The organism is Pseudomonas sp. NPDC088368 (assembly GCF_044753445.1).
Lineage (GTDB): Bacteria > Pseudomonadota > Gammaproteobacteria > Pseudomonadales > Pseudomonadaceae > Aquipseudomonas > Aquipseudomonas bambusae.
Map to the genome: position 1 here is coordinate 291275 of NZ_JBIVNG010000006.1, position 14985 is coordinate 306259.

The window sequence follows — 14985 nt, forward strand, 5'->3', positions numbered from 1 at the left end:
CTGGGTGACAGCATCGAAAAACGTTTCAGCCGTTCTTGTTTAACACAGGTTGCGGTTCGGAACGCCCGGTTTTGAGCAGTTCGGCGATGGCCATCGTCAGCAGCGGGGCGAAAAGCGCGAAGTATGAACTGTCGATGCCGTATGGATTGCCCGCCAGAAACCAGCCGATGGTCGAGAACACCGACAGGATCACGCCTGCCAGTGCGCCGCGGCCGCTGCCGAATTTTGGCGCGTAGAAGCACATCAGCACGATCACCGCGAGCGTGGCCCGCAGGGCTTTGCCGAGGAAGGCGATCAGCAGAATCTTGTCGGCGAACAGCGCCAGGATCAACGGCAGAAAGCCGATGACGATGATTGCCAGGCGAATGAACACCACCGATTTGCGGTCGTTTTTCTCTTTGTTGAAAAACGGGTCGTAGAAGTCCTTCATCGCCAGTGTTGCGGAGGCGAGGGTGTTGGCCGAAATACCACCGAACAGCGCGCCCGCCAGACCGATCACCACCAGGCTCGCCGAGAAGGTCGGCATGTGGGCGATGAGCACGGGGAAGGCGTCGATGGATTTGATGCCAGGGTACAAGTAGGCGCTGCACATGCCGATGAGCGCCGCCATCAGGCCGAACGGAATCATCAATGAGGACACATAGAAGCAGGCGCGCTTGGCGGTCTTTTCGTCCTTGGTGCTGACCAGCGCTTGAATCACGTATTGGGTGGCGAAGATCGAGCCGACGCCGCCGATCATCCACGCGAAGATCTGGCCCCAGCCCACGCCGGTGAAATCGAACATGGTCGCAGGCAGCTTGGCTTGCAGCGCGCCGATGCCACCGCTGGCGCTCAGCGCGAACGCCAGGGCGAGGGCGATGCCGATGTATTTGATCACGGCGTGCACGAAGTTGGTGTAGACCACCGAGCGCATGCCGCCGACGCTGACATAGAACACGGTGATCACGCCCACCAGCAGGATCGCGAGGGTCTTGTCGATGTTCAGCACCGCCGCCAACACCGCGCCGCCGCTGGCGTAAAGCGCCACGGAAACGATGCTCAGCGCACAGATGGTCAGCACCGAAGCGGCGTAGCGTGTGCCTTGGCCGTAGTTCTGCGCGAGGATGCCGGAGATCGTATTCAGGCCGGTCTCGCGGTATTTCTTCGCCAGTACCAAGGCCAGCAATAGAAAGCCGAGGGACAGCGCGACCAGGTTCCAGGCCGCGGAAATCCCGGCTTCAAAGCCCTTTTGTGCTGTACCGATGCTCACCGAACTGCCGATGAACTCGGAGAGCAGCAGGGCACCGATCAAAAAGGGTGGAAAGCTGCGGCCGCCACCGGTGAAACCGTCGCTGCTTTTCGCGTGTTTGCGAACGCTGTAGCCGATGTAGGACATGACCATGAAGTAGCCGGCGGTCAAGCACAGGATGATTGTTATTCTTGGGTCCATGTTCTCTCCGTTCCCCTTTTTCAGGGCGCGTGGAAGGTAATGCGGGCGTGGGTGGGCTGCACAGCCTCAAGTCGTTGTAGGACGACATGGCTGATTCAAAGCCGAATGTAGAAGAGGCAGATTCAACCTGCCGAGGGCTATGCTGTGCCGGGAGACGGATTGGGAGACTGATTGGGAGAAGAGCAGTCGGGCGTAAAGGCCCAGTCAGCGCGGGATGCAAGGCGGAAAATCGTGTGTGTATTCATTTTTATTAGAGGCTCGTGATTTACGTTGGAAGGCAACTCAATACGAAGCGTTCGTTATACGTCATCGTACAACGTCATGCAATCGTACCGTTGTGCTCCGGTGAATCAAGGGCTGTTTGTCGTCGGTGCAGGTGAGTGTGACGTGCCTGCACCATCCGTTTCGCTGCCGTCGTGACCTCCGGCGTCTTCCACCGGTTCTGCGTCGAATTTGCATGTTCGGTCTGACGCTGTTTTGCCATTCAGCGTCGATCACACATGTTGAGTTCGACATTGATCTCGTAGGAGACGCCGGAGGTTACGACGGCAGCGAAAAGGCCTACCGCCTCAGCCTAAAAACGCCTCAGTCGAAATGACCTCTGCATACGCAAACCCCAACGCCGACATGAACGCTGCATGCACCTGTGCAGCAGGAACAGTCGTGCCATTGAATTCCAGGTCGCGGGTCGCGCAGGCGTCATGGATGACGTTGACCTTGTAACCCAGGTCCGCTGCTGCGCGAACCGTGGCGTCGATGCACATGTGGCTCATCGAGCCGATCACCACCAGATTCTTGATGCCCTGTTCGTCCAGCAGCGCCTTCAGGCCGGTTTCGCGAAAGGCATTGGGAAAATGCTTGAGCACCACTGACTCCTCCCCCCGATTCGCCACTTTGGAGTGCAACTGCGCGCCCTCCGAGCCCGGCACGAAAAACGGGGCGTCGGTGCTGGTGAATTCGTGCCGCACGAAGATCACCGGGTGGCCTGCATCACGGCTCGCCTGAACGACACGGGCGGCGTTGTCGACGGCGGCGTCGGCCCCGGTCAACGGCCATTTGCCGCCGGGGAAGTAATCATTCTGGATGTCGACGACGATGAGTGCTGTGTGGGACATGTCTGTTTCCTCGGTGGGATGTGTGTGGTGTGGCGTTCAGTATTGACCTCTCTGCCGCGCAGGAGGATTGTCAGCACCGACATATGGCGAGGGAAAACTGACAATGAGCGTTGAACGGGCGGTGGCCGACATCGGGGTGCTGATATACCCCGGCGCGCAAATGGCGGCGGTGCATGGGCTGACTGACCTGTTCGAAGTCGCCAACCGCATGGCCGACGAACAGCAGTCGTCGCAACTGCCACGGCTGCGGGTCAGTCACTGGCAGGTTGATGCGCAATGCGAACCGCAGCGGGTGTTCGAGACGTTTGCCTCGGACGGGCAGGGACCGTTGGCCGCCGTGCTGATTCCGCCCTCGTTGATGGGGTTACCGGGAACGGAGGCCATGGACGGCCTTTCGCGCTGGGTGCTGGCCCAGCATGGGGCCGGGTCGACCATCGGCACGGTGTGCCTGGGCGCTTTTGTCCTCGCGCAGACGGGGCTGCTCGACGGTCGTGCCGCGACCACCCACTGGAGTCAGGCGAGTCCTTTGAGTGAACGCTTTCCCAACATCAAGGTGAATGTCGACAAACCCATCATCGACGACGGCGACATCATCACCACGGCGGGGCTGATGGCCTGGTCCGACCTGGGGTTGCGTCTGGTGAGCCGCTTGCTCGGCCCCGGGATCGCCTCCCGGACGGCACGTTTTCTGGTGATCGAACACAGCGAAAGCGCGCAGGAATACGGCAGCAACTTTGCGCCCATTCTGAACCACGGCGATGCCCCGGTGTTGAAGGTCCAGCATTGGCTGCAAAGCGTCGGTGCGGTGGACGTGTCGGTCGATGAGATGGCGCGGCGCGCCGGGCTGGAGGAGCGCACCTTTCTGCGACGCTTTCGGGCCGCGACGGGCCTGAGACCCACCGAGTATTGCCAGCATCTGCGAGTGGGCAAGGCACGGGAGATGCTGGAATTCACCACGTCCACGGTCGACCACATCGCCTGGACCGTGGGCTATCAGGACCCTGCGGCTTTCCGCTCGACCTTCAGAAAAATCACAGGACTGGCCCCCAGCGAATACCGCACCAAATACGGCGTTGGCTCGCAGGGGGTGTCATCCCGTGGTTGAATCATGAGTCACTCGACGCCCCGCGCTGTCCAACGCGACAGCTCTCTTCTGGAAGACCGACATTTCATGCTCACGAACGGACTCGCTCGCCACGCCCATGCCCTTGCCGCTGCGCTGCTGCTGGCATTGCTGGCCGGGTGCGGCTCGCAGCGCACGCAGGCGCCGCCACCCCCGCCCGACGTGGTGCGCAGCGAAATCATGCGGCTGTTGCCCGCCAGCGTCCCTGATCGCAAAGGCTGGGCGACCGACATCTACACCGCCTTCGATGCGCAGAAAATCGACCCCACTGTCGAAAACCTCTGTTCGGTGCTGGCGGTGGCAGAGCAAGAATCCAACTATCAGGTCGACCCGGCCGTGCCCGGCATGGGCAAGATCGCCCAGGACGAAATTGACCGTCGCGCCAGCAAGGCCCACATCCCCAATCTGCTGGTGCGCAGCGCGCTGGACATCCGCTCGCCCACCGGCAAAACCTATAACGAACGCCTCAGCGCGGCCCGCACCGAAAAAGACCTTAGCGCGATCTTCGACGACTTCATTGGCATGGTGCCTTTGGGTCGCACGCTGTTCGGCAACTTTAACCCTGTGCACACGGCGGGGCCGATGCAGGTCAGCATTGAGTTCGCCGAACAGCAGGCGCGGGGCTATCCGTACCCGGTTGAGGGTTCGATTCGCCATGAAGTGTTCAGCCGTCGTGGCGGGGTGTATTTCGGCATCGCGCATTTGCTCGGCTACCCGGTCAGCTACGACAAGCCGATTTACCGTTTCGCCGACTTCAACGCCGGTTGGTACGCCAGCCGCAACGCTGCGTTCCAAAGTGCAGTCGCGCGCTTGACCGGCAAGCGCCTGGCGCTGGATGGCGACCTGATCAGCTACGGTTTCGGCCCTTCGCTGGGGCAGACCGAACTGGCCGTGCGCAGCCTGCACGCGCAATTGGGCATGCGCAATCCGACCATTCGCAGCGCGCTGGAAAAAGGCGAGACGCTTGAGTTCGAAGACACCGATCTCTACAAACAGGTGTTCGCCATGGCGGACAAGGCGGCAGGCAAGCCGCTGCCGCGGGCGATTTTGCCGGGCATCGTGCTGGAAAGCCCGAAGATCACCCGCAAGCTGACCACAGCTTGGTTTGCGCAACGGGTCGAAGAGCGTCGAGTGCGCTGCATGGCGCGGGCATCGGGCGCGTTGAAATGAAGGCGACGGCCGCAGAGACGACCGCTGGTCATATTCGTGGCACCTCTGGGCGTCCCCTGCTTCGAACCTGAGACAGCCCGTTCGTTGGGCTCAGCCGAGAGAGGTGCTTATGTCAGTCGATCCCACCACGCCGATCACCCGCCCCGAAGAGCTGCCGACCGCGGATCAGGACCTCGATCCGGATGCCAAGGATGACGAGGACTTCGAGGAGGAAAAGGCCAACGAACGTCCGGAGGACTGGAACGAGCCGCCGGCCGCCACTCCGGTGCCTCCGCCCGATGAGCCGACGCCCCTGTCCGATGATCTGCGTTAACCAACCCGTATCTGCGCCGGAGCGAACATGATGTCCGCTCCGGCTTTCTATCGTTGTGAATCAGGGAGCTTTGGGCTGTGAAGCGTGAAACCGTGTCACCCGGCATTATCACCAGCAGCGTGCCGATTTCCGACGTCGAAACCGCCGAGACGATGCTGTTCGGCACCCCCAAGGAACGGCTGGATTTCTACCGAAAGGAAATCCAGTACGAGACCGCTATCTTGTCCAACCGCACCAACGCCTATTTGTCGGCCCAGTCATTTCTGGTGATCGCGTTTGCCTCGTCGATGGCGAACTTGAACCCAGAGTGGGGCAAGCTGTTCACCCTGGTCGTGCCGCCGTTTCTGACGCTCTTGGGGCTGATCAGCTCGATGCACGCCTGGCCGGGGATTCGCGCGGCCTACGAGATCATCGATCATTGGCACTTCAAGCAAAGTCAGCTGCTGCACAGCCAGCCCGCCATGGGCTTGGCCTATGACGATTCGCCGTTGTTCAGTGAGCACGAGTCGAGCGAGAAGGGGTATCGGAAGTCGCTAATGTTCTCGATGCGCACGCCGTGGCTGTTCAGTGGGTTCTGGTTTTTGCTGGGGGCGTTTTCGATTTATGCGCAGACGACGGACATGGCGTTTTGAACGGGCCGAGTATTGTGCAAAACCTGTAGGCGCGAATCATCCGCGAAAGCATTTGGGAGGCAACACATCTGTGTCGGATGTACTACCTTCGCGAATGAATTCGCTCCCACAGTTGCAAAGTGTGTTTGCCCTTGGACGCGTGCGTGAGGCTATATACGCATGTGCTGCCTATCAGAGCCAAGGTCAATCTGTGATCAAGCCCGCAATTCCCGCTGGGCGAGCCGGGCCCTCGCCAATCCAGACCTACACTCCATCATCGGCCCGGAAAGGCAGGCACATCGGTGCCCGGCCCCGATCAACATGGAGGTGGTGCGATGCTGTTTACCCCGGAACTGCGCAGGACCCTGGAAAGCGCGTTTCTGCCCCTGGCCTGCGAATGCACCCTCATGCCCGGCGGCGGCCTGCTGGTGAAAATCTTCGACGCCACCACCGGTACCGTTGCCATGCAGGTCGAGAACGTGTCCATTTCCAATATCACCACCATGCGCGCCGTGGCCGAACTGGTTGCCGAATTGCGCTACGACCTGCGCACCACCCGCACGCCCTTCGGCTCGACCCCGACACGCTTCGCCGCTGCCAGCGGGAGGCTCTGAAAAGCGCCACACGCAGCGTGGTCTATTATCTTCACCGGCCACGGAACCTTTCGTGTACGGTGATGTTACCTTGACACCAAGCGGGCGGCGGGTTATTCGTCGCACCCGCTCGCCGTAGTAAAAGCGCTTTATATTGAACCAGTTAGGCCCCGATTCGGTTGCCGAATCCGCGCCTGACTCATTTTCGTGTGTCCGCCCGTCGTCGTGTCCTCACTCTATCGGACCCGACGAGCGCACCTTCAGGAGCCAACCTCATGGCAGTACTGCAGCAAACCACCGTGGAATCCTTCAAAAGTGCCGAAGCCGAGTTGTCCGCCAGCTGGCGTGCCGACCTGGAGGCCAGTGGTGCCGCGCGCAATCTGAAAGCGGACGACGTCGATCAACAGACCCGGGAATTCCTGCGCCTGTTGACCGCTGTTCTGGAAAAAGGCGGCTCGCAGAACATCACCACCGCCGACTGGGACGAAGCCCGTCAATTCCTCGAAAAGCTGTCCCATCAGCGTGCGCTGGCAGGGCAGGATTCCCAGCAGACCGCCAATTTCATTTTTGCCCTCAAGGGCCCCGTGTTCGCGTTGCTGCAAAAGCAGTACGCCGATAGCCCGGCGACACTGGCCGAGCAGCTGTGGGAAATCTCCCAACTGCTTGACGTGCTGGGCATGCACACCATCCGCACCTATCAGAAATCCCGCGAGTCGGTGATCAAGCGTCAGCAAGAAGAACTGCTGGAACTGTCCACCCCCGTGGTCAAACTGTGGGACGGCGTGCTGGCCCTGCCGATGATCGGCACCCTGGATTCCCAGCGCACCCAAGTGGTCATGGAGTCCCTGCTGCAACGCATCGTCGACACCGGTTCCGAAATCGCGATCATCGACATCACCGGCGTGCCGACCGTCGACACCCTGGTCGCCCAGCACCTGCTGAAAACCGTGACCGCGATTCGCTTGATGGGCGCCGATTGCATCATCAGCGGCGTGCGTCCGCAGATCGCCCAGACCATCGTCCATCTGGGTCTGGACCTGCAAGGCGTCGTCACCAAGGCCAACCTCGCCGACGCGCTGGCGCTGGCATTGCGCCGTCTGGGCCTGACCGTCACCAAGGCGGTATAAGCTCATGGAGCGGATTCCGATTCTGCAAATGGGTGACTTCCTGCTGGTCACCATTCAAGTGGACATGCACGACCAATTGGCGCTGACGCTCCAGGACGACCTGTCCGAGCGCATCAGCAAGACCTCTGCCCGAGGCGTGCTCATCGACATCTCGGCGCTGGACATGGTCGATTCGTTCATCGGCCGCATGATTGGCATGATTTCCGGCCTGTCCCGCATCATGGACGCCGAAACCGTGCTGGTCGGCATGCAGCCTGCGGTGGCGATCACGTTGGTGGAACTGGGCATGACCTTGCCGGGTGTGAGCACGGCGCTCAACGTCGAGCGCGGCATGACGCTGTTGCGCGAGCGGGCTTATTCCCAATGAACGTGCGCAGCAGCGGCACCCAAGGCATTCAGATCGAGCAGGATGTGGTGCTGGCGCGGCAACTGGCGCGCAAGCTGGCCCAGGAATGCGGCATGCGCCTGATCGACCTGACCAAGCTGGTAACGGCGGTCAGCGAGCTGGCGCGCAACACCATGGTCTACGGCGGTGGCGGCGACATGGACTGGGCGATCGTCGAAGACGGCGCTCGCACTGGCCTGAGGCTGACCTTTCGCGACGAAGGCCCCGGCATTCCCGATCTGAAACTGGCGATGACCGACGGCTGGACCTCGGGCGGTGGCCTTGGCCTCGGGCTGACCGGCGCCAAACGGCTGGTGGACGATTTCGAGCTGGACACGGCGCCTGGCGCGGGCACTCGGGTGATGATCTGTAAATGGACCTGAGATTGCACAGCAGCCTGACTCGCGTGTTGGCGATCGAAGACACGAGTCAGGTGGGGCACGCCCGGCGCATCGCGCAAAAGCTGGCCGAGCAACTGGGGTTCGACGCGACGGATTCCGGTCGCGTGGCGCTGGTCGTTACGGAAGTCGCGAGCAATATCCTCAAGCACGCCAGCAACGGCGAGCTGCACCTGCGCGCGTTGCCGGGACCAGTGCCGGGTGTCGAGGTCATTGCCATCGACCGGGGGCAAGGTTTCGACCTCGACGACTGCATGGCCGACGGCTTTTCCACCCGGGGCACCCAAGGCATCGGCCTCGGCGCGATGCTGCGTCAGGCCCAGGTGTTCGAGGTGCATTCGGACAACCGGGGCACAGTGTTGCTTACCCGGTTCTACCCGCGTCAGGCGACGGTCAAGGACGTGCGCCTTGGGGTTTCCCAGCATTCGCTGCACGATGACCCCGCCTGTGGCGATGCCTGGGAAGTGGCGATCACAGGACAGCAGCTCAGCATTGTGGTGATTGATGGCCTTGGCCACGGCCCGGAGGCTGAAAGCGCCGCGAAGGCGGGTGCCCTCGCATTTGGCCGCGAACCGTTTGCCGATCCGACCCTGCTTCTTGAGGAGATTCACCACGAGATGCGCGGAACCCGTGGCGGGGCCGTTGCGATCGCGCAATTCGATGGAGCACAGGACCGTCTGCGCTTCATTGGCATCGGCAACATCGGCGCGACGCTGATTGGCGAGGACAAACCGCGAGGCCTGGCGTCGCACCCCGGCATCGTCGGCCTGCAATACCGGAAGGTGCCGCCGGTGGGCTACCCTCAAAGTGCCGGACAGCTTTTGATCATGTACAGCGACGGCCTGCAATCGCGTTGGAATCTTCGCGATTATCCGGGTCTGATGTATCGACACCCGGCCATTATCGCGGCGGTGCTCCACCGCGACTTCTGCCGCGGCAGGGATGACGTAACGGTATTGGTGATGGCTCTGGAGACGCTCGATGACTGACAACCCTGCCCACGGCGCTCCCGAAGAGTCAGCGGAACTGAAACAAATGCGCGACGAAGCCGCCGCGTTGCGTGCCGAACTGGATGAGACCAATCAGGGCGTGCTCGCCTTATACGCCGAGCTGGACACCCAGGCCGAGCAATTGCGTCAGGCCTCAGATCTCAAAAGCCGCTTTCTGTCGTACATGAGCCACGAGTTCCGCACGCCGCTGGGCTCGATCCTGAGCATCGCGAGCCTGCTGAGCGACGAACTCGACGGTCCGCTCAGCCCGGAACAGCACAAGCAAGTGACTTTCGTCAGCACGGCCGCCCGCGAGTTGAGCGACATGGTCGACGACTTGCTCGACCTGGCGAAGATCGAGGCGGGGCGGATCAGTATTTCGCCCGCCTGGTTCGACATGTTCGACCTGTTTTCAGCACTGCGTGGCATGTTCCGGCCCATCGTCGACACCTCGGCGGTGGACCTGATTTTTGAAGAGCCGGTGGGGCTGCCCAGGCTGTACACCGACGACAAGAAGCTCGCGCAGATCCTGCGCAATTTCATTTCCAACTCGTTGAAATTCACCCAGCGCGGTGAGGTGCGTGTGTCCGCCCGGCTGGAAGGCGAGCGGGAAGTGCGCTTCGCCGTGACCGACACCGGTATCGGCATTCCGTCGGAGCTGCACGGCGCGTTGTTCGAAGACTTCGCCCAGGTCGATTCGCCGCTGCAAAAACGCTTGCGTGGGACCGGCCTGGGGTTGTCACTGTGCAAACGTTTCGCCGAGCTATTGGGCGGCCGCGTGGGCCTTGAAAGTCAGCCTGGCGTGGGTTCGACGTTCTACGTGGTGATCCCGTTGGCGCTGGCGCAGGAGCACGGCGATGAAAGCTGACACCCGGCTGTTGATCGTCGATGACAACGCCGCGACCCGCTATGCCTTGCGCCGCCGCATGGAGCGACAAGGTTTTATCGTGGCGGAAGCGGGCACCGGCACCGAAGGCCTGGCGCTGATCGCCGCCCAGGTGCCGGACGCGCTGATCCTCGACGTCAACCTGCCGGACATGAGCGGCTTCGACATCGTGCGACAGTTGCGCAGCGAGGCGCGCACCGCGTTGCTGCCGGTGGTGCACGTGTCCGCAGCGTCGATCCAGACCGGCGATATCGTCACCGGGCTGGAAGCCGGGGCAGACGCCTATCTCGTCCACCCGGTGGACCCGGACGTGCTGCTGGCGACCCTGCGCACGCTATTGCGGGTGCGCGACACCGAATTTGCCCTGCGTGACAGCGAGGACCGTTTTCGCGAGATTTTCGTCAACGTCTCGGCCCCCATTGCGGTCATGGATGGCGAGCTGAAGGTCCACGAATGCAACCACGCATTTGCCCGTTTGATCGCGACCGGCTCGGCGCAAAACGCCGTGCTGAGCTGCTTCGCCGACGATCAGGATCAGGCCATCGCCGGACTGCGGGACGCGCTGAATGCAGACGAGCGCTGGAAAGGCGTGCTGAGCATGCGCTCACAGGGCGATGTGCGCGAGACCGAGTGGCAGGTGTCGCCGTACCGTGTCGAAGGCTTGAGCCTGGTGTTCATCGAAGACGTGACCGAACACCGGCGTCGCGAGCAGTCGCACCTGCAAAAACTCGACACGGTCAGCACGCAATTGGCCCACGAAGTGGCCGAGCGCGCCCGCACCGAAGCGCAACTGCTGCAAGCGCAGAAAATGGATGCCATCGGCAAGCTCACCGGCGGCATCGCCCACGACTTCAATAACCTGCTGACGGGCATCGTCACCGGGCTGGAACTGATCAAGAAGCGCACCGAGGACCAGCGCCCGGAGAAGGTCCTGGCCTATGCCGACGCCGCGCTGGCTTCGGCAAAAAGCGCGGCGACCCTGACCCATCGGCTGTTGGCCTTCGCTCGCCAGCAACCCCTCGACACGCGCCCGACGGACGTCAATCAGTACGTTCGCTCCCTCGAAGATTTGCTCAGCCGGACCATCGGCAAGCGCATCGGCCTGACCCTCGAACTGACGTCACGCGGTGCCGTCGCGATGGTCGATGCGGGGCAGCTCGAAAGCGCGGTGCTCAATCTGGTGATCAACGCCCGGGATGCACTGCCGGAAGGCGGCAACATCTGGATCAGCACGTACGAGGCCTATTCCCAAGGCAATTCGCGTCTGGCGGATGGGCCCTACATCGCGCTGACCGTACGCGATGACGGCAGCGGCATCGAACATCACTTGATCGACAAGGTGTTCGATCCGTTCTTCACCACCAAACCCATCGGCGAGGGCACCGGGTTGGGGCTGTCGACCATCTACGGTTTCGCCCGGCAGTCCGGTGGCGACGTGACCATACGCAGCGTGGTCGGCCACGGAACCGAAGTGACGCTCATGTTGCCCGCCGCGTTGAACCAGACGGTTGAGCCCGCGCCGGTCACCGAAACGGCCGAACTCGGCGCGGGGGAGCATGTCCTTATCGTCGAGGACACGGCGTCGGTGCGCATGTTCGTCAACGAAATCCTCAGTGACGCCGGGTATCGCTGCACCCAGGCGGCAGACGTTGCCACGGCGCTGGACTTGCTGGAACACGACCCGTCCATCGACCTGCTGCTGACTGACGTCGGCATGCCACAGATGAATGGCCGTGAGCTGGCTCAACGTCTGCGCAGTTGGCGGCCGAACGTGCCGGTGCTGTTCATGACGGGGTATGCGGAGAATGCGCTTAACCGACAGCATTTTCTGGGAGACGGCATGGACATGATCACCAAGCCGTTTCAGTTGGTGGACTTCCTCGGCAAAGTGAGGTCGATGCTGGACGGATGAAGCGTTGTTTTTTCACCGTTTTTCGCAACGAGCGACCAATGCGGTGTAGATTTTTGTTACTGTTTACGCCAATTCATTTGAGTGTCAGACGCTATCCGTTTGGCGCCCACCTTCGTCGAGCATCTGTGCGGAAGGTGAAGGAGAACCTGTTTTGACCCTTAGTCCGGAACTTCACCAGAGCGCAATCGACAACTGCGCCCGTGAACCCATCCAGATTCCTGGCAGCATTCAGCCCCAGGGCTTTCTGCTGGTGATCGACGAAGCGGCGATGACCATCGTTCAGGTCAGCGCCAACGTCAGTACGTGGCTGGGCATGGCGCCCGAAGCCTTGATCGGCGTGGCGCTCTCCAATGTCTTCGATGATTGCCCGCGCCTGCTGGATCGGCTGGCCGCGCTGCCTGAAGACGACCAGAACCCGTTCCATGTCGGTGATGTGTCCTTCCGTGAAGGCTCCCGCGCCGGCAAACCGACGGCAATGATGGTGCACCGCCACGACCGGGTGCTGATCGCCGAATTCGAACCTGCCAGCGACATGGGCTCGGCCTACGGCAACGTCTATCCGCTGATGCGCACGTTCATCAGTCAGATGGAAGAGACCGAGACCATCGAAGCGCTGAGCCAGCGTTCGGTGTCGGAGGTCAAGCGCATCACCGGTTTCGGTCGCGTCAAGGCGTACCGTTTCGATGCCGACGGTAACGGGCTGGTCAATGCCGAAGTCGCCGATGAAGGCTACCCGAGCTATCTCGGGTTGAGCTTTCCAGGCACTGACATTCCCGCTCAGGCGCGGGCGTTGTACCTGGCCAACCGCATTCGCGTGATCGAAGACGCCGACTATCAAGCGTCGCCGCTGGTGCCGGTCAACAACCCCGTCACCGGTGCGCCGCTCGACTTGAGTTTTGCCACGTTGCGCAGCGTCTCGCCAGTGCATTTGCAGTACATGCGCAACATGCAGACACTGGCGTCGATGTCGATTTCCATCGTGGTGCGAGGCCAGTTGTGGGGCCTGATTTCCTGTCACCACTCGACCCCTCGCGCCGTGAGTTTCCAGACCCGCACCGCCTGCGAATTGCTCGGCAGCGTGCTGTCCCTGCAGATCGAAACCAAGGAAGCCCAGGCCAAGAACCAACGCATGCTCATTCTGCGTCGGCAGATCGTGCAGATGCTGGCGGCCATGGCCGATCTGGACAGCGTCATCGGCGGCCTGCGCGCCGTGCCCGATGTGCTGCTGGCATTCGTTGAGGCGAGCGGGGCGGCAGTGATTTCCGAATCGACGCTGGACGTCTACGGCGAAACCCCGAAACGCGAACAGATCCAGGCCCTGACACAATGGCTGAGCAAGCGCGGCACCCACGACGTGTTCCAGTCGGACAACGTCGGACGTGACATTCCAGAGCTGCCGAAACTCGCCGAGTCGGTGAGCGGCGTGCTGGCCATGGCGATTTCCGAGCTGCATTCGAACTACATCATCTGGTTCCGCCCTGAGCAGACCCGCGTGGTGAACTGGGCGGGCAAACCGGAAAAATCCGTCAACGACAGCGGCTCCTTGAGCCCTCGTCACAGCTTCGCACTGTGGCAGGAAACCGTGCGCGGCTTCTCCCGTCCATGGGATGAACTGGACACCGAAGGCGTCGTCGAACTGCGGGCCGCAGTGCTCGGCATCGTGCTGCGAAAAGCCGAAGAAATGGCGGCACTTGCGGACGAACTGAAAAAGTCCAACAAGGAACTCGAAGCCTTCTCCTACAGCGTGTCCCACGACTTGCGGGCACCGCTGCGGCACATCGCCGGGTACGCCGAGCTGCTGGGCGACATCGAAGGCAGCAAACTGTCCGAGCGGGGCGTGCGGTTTCTGGAAAATATCGGTGAGTCCGCGCGGTTTGCCGGGACGCTGGTGGACAACCTGCTGAGCTTCTCACAGATGGGCCGTTCGGCGATGCGCTATTCGGAAGTCGATCTGAACGCGATGGTCGACGCGATCCGCCGCGAGATGCTGCCGGATTACCAGGACCGTGACCTGCAATGGCACGTTCCCGAGCCCTTGCCCGTCGTGATCGCCGACGCGGCGTTCCTGCATCTCGCGATGCGCAACCTGCTGTCCAACGCCATCAAGTACACCCGCAATCAGAGTGCGGCGGTGATCGAGATCGGCAGCTACGAAGAAGACGACAAAGTCGTGGTGTACATCCGCGATAACGGTGTGGGCTTCGACATGCAATACGCCAGCAAACTGTTCGGCGTGTTCCAGCGACTGCACCGGATGGAAGAATTCGAAGGCACGGGGATCGGCCTGGCGAGCGTGCGGCGTATCATCGAACGGCATGACGGTTCGGTGTGGGCCCATGGTGAGCTGGGGCAGGGAGCCACATTCTATTTTGCGCTACCGAAGCGCAGCCTCACTGTAACCCTTTGAGTGTCCGAGGAGACGCCCAATGCTGAAACCCATTCTTCTGGTGGAAGACAACCCCAACGATCTGGAGTTGACCCTTGTCGCGCTGGAGCGCAGCCAGTTGGCCAATGAGGTGATCGTCCTGCGTGACGGCGCCGAGGCACTGGATTATCTGTTCCGTCGCAACGCTTACAATGACCGCGCCGCGGGCAACCCTGCGGTGCTGCTGCTGGACCTGAAACTGCCGAAACTCGACGGGCTGGAAGTGCTGAAAACCATTCGGGAGAGCGAGGATCTGCGCAGCATTCCCGTGGTGATGCTGACCTCGTCCCGCGAAGAACCCGATTTGCAACGCGCCTATGCGCTGGGAGTGAACGCTTACGTGGTCAAGCCGGTCGAATTCAAGGAATTCGTCTCAGCCATCTCTGATCTCGGGATTTTCTGGGCCGTTCTCAACGAGCCGCCGCCCGGCTCACTGCGACTGACACGCCGTCCGGGGTCTTGATTCACTTGTTCCCATGGCCTGATCTGTCCCGCGACATGCTGGCGGC

Annotated in this window: 15 protein-coding genes; 13 read left to right on the plus strand and 2 right to left on the minus strand. The window is 61.6% G+C overall.

Going from position 1 to position 14985, the window contains the following annotated elements:
- Window positions 1–25: 25 nt before the first annotated feature.
- Both ACIQAL_RS15385 and ACIQAL_RS15390 read right to left on the minus strand, forming a co-directional pair.
- Entirely contained in the window at window positions 26–1429 is a 1404-nt protein-coding gene (locus ACIQAL_RS15385; protein ID WP_401146784.1) for a sodium:solute symporter family protein, read from the minus strand.
- Between the two features lie 569 nt (window positions 1430–1998).
- Window positions 1999–2544 (minus strand): cysteine hydrolase family protein, encoded by a 546-nt coding sequence (locus ACIQAL_RS15390; protein ID WP_401146786.1) that lies wholly within the window; start codon window positions 2542–2544, stop codon window positions 1999–2001.
- 103 nt (window positions 2545–2647) lie between these two features.
- Between ACIQAL_RS15390 and ACIQAL_RS15395 the strand changes: the two genes are divergently transcribed.
- The 13 genes from ACIQAL_RS15395 (at window position 2648) to ACIQAL_RS15455 (ending at window position 14939) form a co-directional block, all read left to right on the plus strand.
- Entirely contained in the window at window positions 2648–3649 is a 1002-nt protein-coding gene (locus ACIQAL_RS15395; protein ID WP_401146789.1) for a GlxA family transcriptional regulator, read from the plus strand.
- A 66-nt stretch (window positions 3650–3715) separates the two neighbouring features.
- Window positions 3716–4837, plus strand: a complete 1122-nt coding sequence (locus tag ACIQAL_RS15400) for a DUF1615 domain-containing protein (RefSeq protein ID WP_401146792.1) — start codon at window positions 3716–3718, stop codon at window positions 4835–4837.
- 109 nt (window positions 4838–4946) lie between these two features.
- Window positions 4947–5150: a hypothetical protein gene (locus ACIQAL_RS15405; RefSeq protein ID WP_401146794.1), complete on the plus strand. Its 204-nt coding sequence runs from the start codon at window positions 4947–4949 to the stop codon at window positions 5148–5150.
- 152 nt (window positions 5151–5302) lie between these two features.
- Window positions 5303–5782 carry a hypothetical protein gene (locus ACIQAL_RS15410; protein WP_166598114.1) on the plus strand — a complete coding sequence of 160 codons (480 nt, stop codon included), beginning with the start codon at window positions 5303–5305 and terminating at the stop codon, window positions 5780–5782.
- A 314-nt stretch (window positions 5783–6096) separates the two neighbouring features.
- Window positions 6097–6375, plus strand: coding sequence for a DUF1652 domain-containing protein (locus ACIQAL_RS15415; RefSeq protein WP_401146797.1), 279 nt, complete (start codon window positions 6097–6099; stop codon window positions 6373–6375).
- Window positions 6376–6629: 254 nt separating this feature from the next.
- Window positions 6630–7481: an STAS domain-containing protein gene (locus ACIQAL_RS15420; protein ID WP_401146799.1), complete on the plus strand. Its 852-nt coding sequence runs from the start codon at window positions 6630–6632 to the stop codon at window positions 7479–7481.
- A gap of 4 nt (window positions 7482–7485) precedes the next feature.
- Window positions 7486–7848, plus strand: coding sequence for an STAS domain-containing protein (locus ACIQAL_RS15425; RefSeq protein WP_062381930.1), 363 nt, complete (start codon window positions 7486–7488; stop codon window positions 7846–7848).
- Window positions 7845–8249 carry an anti-sigma regulatory factor gene (locus tag ACIQAL_RS15430; protein ID WP_401146802.1) on the plus strand — a complete coding sequence of 135 codons (405 nt, stop codon included), beginning with the start codon at window positions 7845–7847 and terminating at the stop codon, window positions 8247–8249. Before ACIQAL_RS15425 ends, ACIQAL_RS15430 begins: the two co-directional genes overlap by 4 nt.
- Complete coding sequence (locus ACIQAL_RS15435) at window positions 8240–9253, plus strand: ATP-binding protein (RefSeq protein WP_401146805.1); 1014 nt, start codon at window positions 8240–8242, stop codon at window positions 9251–9253. The genes ACIQAL_RS15430 and ACIQAL_RS15435 overlap by 10 nt, the downstream gene beginning before the upstream one ends.
- Before the next feature lie 46 nt (window positions 9254–9299).
- On the plus strand, window positions 9300–10121 hold the full coding sequence (locus ACIQAL_RS15440) for a sensor histidine kinase (protein WP_401147143.1): 822 nt from the start codon (window positions 9300–9302) through the stop codon (window positions 10119–10121).
- Window positions 10111–12051: a response regulator gene (locus ACIQAL_RS15445; protein ID WP_401146808.1), complete on the plus strand. Its 1941-nt coding sequence runs from the start codon at window positions 10111–10113 to the stop codon at window positions 12049–12051. The genes ACIQAL_RS15440 and ACIQAL_RS15445 overlap by 11 nt, the downstream gene beginning before the upstream one ends.
- A 151-nt stretch (window positions 12052–12202) precedes the next feature.
- Window positions 12203–14458: an ATP-binding protein gene (locus ACIQAL_RS15450; protein ID WP_401146811.1), complete on the plus strand. Its 2256-nt coding sequence runs from the start codon at window positions 12203–12205 to the stop codon at window positions 14456–14458.
- A 19-nt stretch (window positions 14459–14477) separates the two neighbouring features.
- Window positions 14478–14939: a response regulator gene (locus tag ACIQAL_RS15455; protein ID WP_401146812.1), complete on the plus strand. Its 462-nt coding sequence runs from the start codon at window positions 14478–14480 to the stop codon at window positions 14937–14939.
- The last annotated feature ends 46 nt before the right edge of the window (window positions 14940–14985 follow it).

Coding starts and splice junctions, on each gene's coding strand:
- ACIQAL_RS15395 (WP_401146789.1), top strand. CDS start 2,648: ATGAGCGTTGAACGGGCGGTGGCCGACATCGGGGTGCTGATATACCCC.
- ACIQAL_RS15430 (WP_401146802.1), top strand. CDS start 7,845: ATGAACGTGCGCAGCAGCGGCACCCAAGGCATTCAGATCGAGCAGGAT.
- ACIQAL_RS15390 (WP_401146786.1), bottom strand. CDS start 2,544: ATGTCCCACACAGCACTCATCGTCGTCGACATCCAGAATGATTACTTC.
- ACIQAL_RS15420 (WP_401146799.1), top strand. CDS start 6,630: ATGGCAGTACTGCAGCAAACCACCGTGGAATCCTTCAAAAGTGCCGAA.
- ACIQAL_RS15455 (WP_401146812.1), top strand. CDS start 14,478: ATGCTGAAACCCATTCTTCTGGTGGAAGACAACCCCAACGATCTGGAG.
- ACIQAL_RS15425 (WP_062381930.1), top strand. CDS start 7,486: ATGGAGCGGATTCCGATTCTGCAAATGGGTGACTTCCTGCTGGTCACC.
- ACIQAL_RS15415 (WP_401146797.1), top strand. CDS start 6,097: ATGCTGTTTACCCCGGAACTGCGCAGGACCCTGGAAAGCGCGTTTCTG.
- ACIQAL_RS15410 (WP_166598114.1), top strand. CDS start 5,303: ATGCTGTTCGGCACCCCCAAGGAACGGCTGGATTTCTACCGAAAGGAA.
- ACIQAL_RS15385 (WP_401146784.1), bottom strand. CDS start 1,429: ATGGACCCAAGAATAACAATCATCCTGTGCTTGACCGCCGGCTACTTC.
- ACIQAL_RS15440 (WP_401147143.1), top strand. CDS start 9,300: ATGCGCGACGAAGCCGCCGCGTTGCGTGCCGAACTGGATGAGACCAAT.
- ACIQAL_RS15445 (WP_401146808.1), top strand. CDS start 10,111: ATGAAAGCTGACACCCGGCTGTTGATCGTCGATGACAACGCCGCGACC.
- ACIQAL_RS15400 (WP_401146792.1), top strand. CDS start 3,716: ATGCTCACGAACGGACTCGCTCGCCACGCCCATGCCCTTGCCGCTGCG.
- ACIQAL_RS15405 (WP_401146794.1), top strand. CDS start 4,947: ATGTCAGTCGATCCCACCACGCCGATCACCCGCCCCGAAGAGCTGCCG.
- ACIQAL_RS15435 (WP_401146805.1), top strand. CDS start 8,240: ATGGACCTGAGATTGCACAGCAGCCTGACTCGCGTGTTGGCGATCGAA.